The following is a 2,496-nucleotide window of genomic DNA, read 5'->3' on the forward strand; positions in this document are numbered from 1 at the left end:
CGCGGCCTCGACCTGGCACTCCTGCCGGCCGGAACCACCCCTCCGGGCGAGCCCCTCTACGTACGCGACTGATCCGGACGGCGGCTCCTAGCCGTAGACCGGCCCGGTGTACTTCTCGCCCGGACCCTGGCCCGGCTCGTCCGGGACGAGCGACGCCTCGCGGAAGGCCAGCTGGAGCGACTTCAGGCCGTCGCGCAGCGGTGCCGCGTGGAAGGAGCTGATCTCGGTCGTGCTCGCGTCCAGCAGGCCGGCGAGGGCGGTGACCAGCTTGCGGGCCTCGTCCAGGTCCTTGTACTTGTCGCCCTCGTCGGTCAGACCGAGCTTCACGGCGGCCGCGCTCATCAGGTTGACGGCGACCGTCACGATCACCTCGACCGCCGGGACCTCGGCGATGTCGCGGGTCATCTCGTCGAAACCGGCCTTGCCGGAGGGCTCGGGGCTGTCCGAGGGGGAGGTCTCACTCATGCCCCACACGATAGGGCCCGCCGCACGCCCTCTTGACAGCAGGAGGCGGGAGACACCGGATTCGCGCACGCATGAACTAGCTGCTAATCTCGTGTAACGACCGGTCGGACACGCGTGCCCTTCAAGCAGGCGGACCCGGCCCACAAGTGGAGGCTCCGAACTCCCACCCGACCACCCTCCGGGGAGGCGGGTCACCCCGGTCAGGCGGCCCCCATCGTTCCGTACGGACGATGGAGTCGCCCGGTAGTGCGCCCCGCGATCCTCGCGGCGGTGCTCCGGTAGTGCTTGGAGCCCCGCATGTGATCGTTGGGGCATTTTTTGTGCCTCGGCGTGGTTGGCAACCAATCGAACACAGACGTTACGCGGCCGTTCGCCAGACTGCCGTGTGGTGCTACCGAGGAGGATCCATCAGCGCCGAGCCCCGCATCAACGACCGGATTCGCGTTCCAGAGGTGCGACTTGTCGGTCCCAGTGGCGAGCAGGTCGGCATCGTGCCGCTCGCGAAGGCACTGGAGCTTGCCCAGGAGTACGACCTGGACCTGGTCGAGGTGGCGGCAACCGCCCGCCCGCCCGTGTGCAAGCTCATGGACTACGGGAAGTTCAAGTACGAGTCGGCCATGAAGGCCCGTGAGGCGCGCAAGAACCAGGCGCACACGGTCATCAAGGAGATGAAGCTCCGGCCGAAGATCGACCCGCACGACTACGACACCAAAAAGGGTCACGTCGTCCGGTTCCTCAAGCAGGGCGACAAGGTCAAGATCACGATCATGTTCCGCGGTCGTGAGCAGTCCCGCCCCGAACTGGGCTACCGACTGCTGCAGCGTCTGGCGGAGGACGTCCAGGACCTCGGGTTCATCGAGTCGAACCCGAAGCAGGACGGCCGAAATATGATCATGGTTCTCGGTCCGCACAAGAAGAAGACCGAGGCGATGGCCGAGGCTCGCCAGGCTCAGGAAGCCCGCAAGGCCGAAGCGAAGGCCAACCCGGGCCGCTCGCAGAACGCCGCGGACTCCGACGCCGTGAACGCCGAGGAGTCAGAGGGGTCCGAGGGTTCCGTGGAGTCCGAGGAGCCCGAGTCCGCCGAGGCCTCCGCCGAGGCGTGACCTCCCAGGACGTCAGTCCCAGGACGTAACCCATACAAGCGACGCTCCACCTGTGCCCGGTTTTCACGACCGGGCACCGGAGCGCCACCGACGAGGAGAGAACGGCGCTATGCCGAAGAACAAGTCGCACAGCGGTGCCAGCAAGCGCTTCAAGATCACCGGCTCCGGCAAGGTGCTCCGTGAGCGTGCCGGCAAGCGCCACCTGCTCGAGCACAAGTCGTCGCGCGTGACGCGTCGCCTCACCGGTACCGCCGAGATGGCCCCCGGCGACGCCAAGAAGATCAAGAAGCTTCTCGGCAAGTGACGTACGGGCGCCTGCCGCCGTACGTACGTCTGAACCGGGACCCAATCGTTTCCGGGTCGTGTGAGTCCCACCACGGCCCCGCTACAAGGAGTTAAAAGTGGCACGCGTCAAGCGGGCAGTCAACGCCCACAAGAAGCGCCGGGCGATCCTCGAGGCGGCCTCCGGCTACCGCGGTCAGCGTTCGCGCCTGTACCGCAAGGCCAAGGAGCAGGTCACCCACTCGCTGGTCTACAACTACAACGACCGCAAGAAGCGCAAGGGTGACTTCCGCCGGCTGTGGATCCAGCGCATCAACGCCGCTGCCCGCGCCAACGGCATCACGTACAACCGCTTCATCCAGGGTCTCAACGCCGCGAGCATCGAGGTCGACCGCAAGATCCTGGCCGAGCTGGCCGTCAACGACCCGACCGCGTTCGCCGCGCTCGTCGAGGTCGCCCAGAAGGCGCTGCCGTCGGACGTGAACGCGCCGAAGGCTGCGTGACGCCGCTCCGGCCGAGCCGGAAGTGACCTGACCCGGACCCGCAGGCGAACGCCGCCTGCGGGTCCGAGTGCGTCCGGCCCGAGTTCTTCCGGGGCGAAAGAAGCCGGGGCCCGCCCCCCTGCCAACCCACCGAAGGTGAAGAT

4 protein-coding genes are annotated in these 2,496 nt (G+C 67.3%); 3 read left to right on the plus strand and 1 reads right to left on the minus strand.

From position 1 onward, the window contains the following. Positions 1-87: 87 nt before the first annotated feature. Entirely contained in the window at positions 88-465 is a 378-nt protein-coding gene (locus BZL64_RS37885) for a DUF1844 domain-containing protein (RefSeq protein WP_086773477.1), read from the minus strand. 383 nt (positions 466-848) lie between these two features. On the opposite strand from BZL64_RS37885, the gene infC reads away from it, so the two are divergent. The 3 genes from infC (at position 849) to rplT (ending at position 2,353) form a co-directional block, all read left to right on the plus strand. Beyond that, positions 849-1,568, plus strand: coding sequence for a translation initiation factor IF-3 (infC, locus tag BZL64_RS37895; RefSeq protein ID WP_086773476.1), 720 nt, complete (start codon positions 849-851; stop codon positions 1,566-1,568). Between the two features lie 109 nt (positions 1,569-1,677). Next, positions 1,678-1,872, plus strand: coding sequence for a 50S ribosomal protein L35 (gene rpmI / locus BZL64_RS37900; protein WP_073499621.1), 195 nt, complete (start codon positions 1,678-1,680; stop codon positions 1,870-1,872). Between the two features lie 97 nt (positions 1,873-1,969). After that, on the plus strand, positions 1,970-2,353 hold the full coding sequence (rplT, locus tag BZL64_RS37905; protein ID WP_073499619.1) for a 50S ribosomal protein L20: 384 nt from the start codon (positions 1,970-1,972) through the stop codon (positions 2,351-2,353). Positions 2,354-2,496: the final 143 nt, after the last annotated feature.

The organism is Streptomyces bobili, from assembly GCF_002154575.1.
Lineage (GTDB): Bacteria > Actinomycetota > Actinomycetes > Streptomycetales > Streptomycetaceae > Streptomyces > Streptomyces bobili.

What these genes read in the sequence shown, in the direction of transcription:
- BZL64_RS37885 (WP_086773477.1), bottom strand. Translation starts at nt 465, where the DNA reads ATGAGTGAGACCTCCCCCTCGGACAGCCCCGAGCCCTCCGGCAAGGCC.
- rpmI (WP_073499621.1), top strand. Translation starts at nt 1,678, where the DNA reads ATGCCGAAGAACAAGTCGCACAGCGGTGCCAGCAAGCGCTTCAAGATC.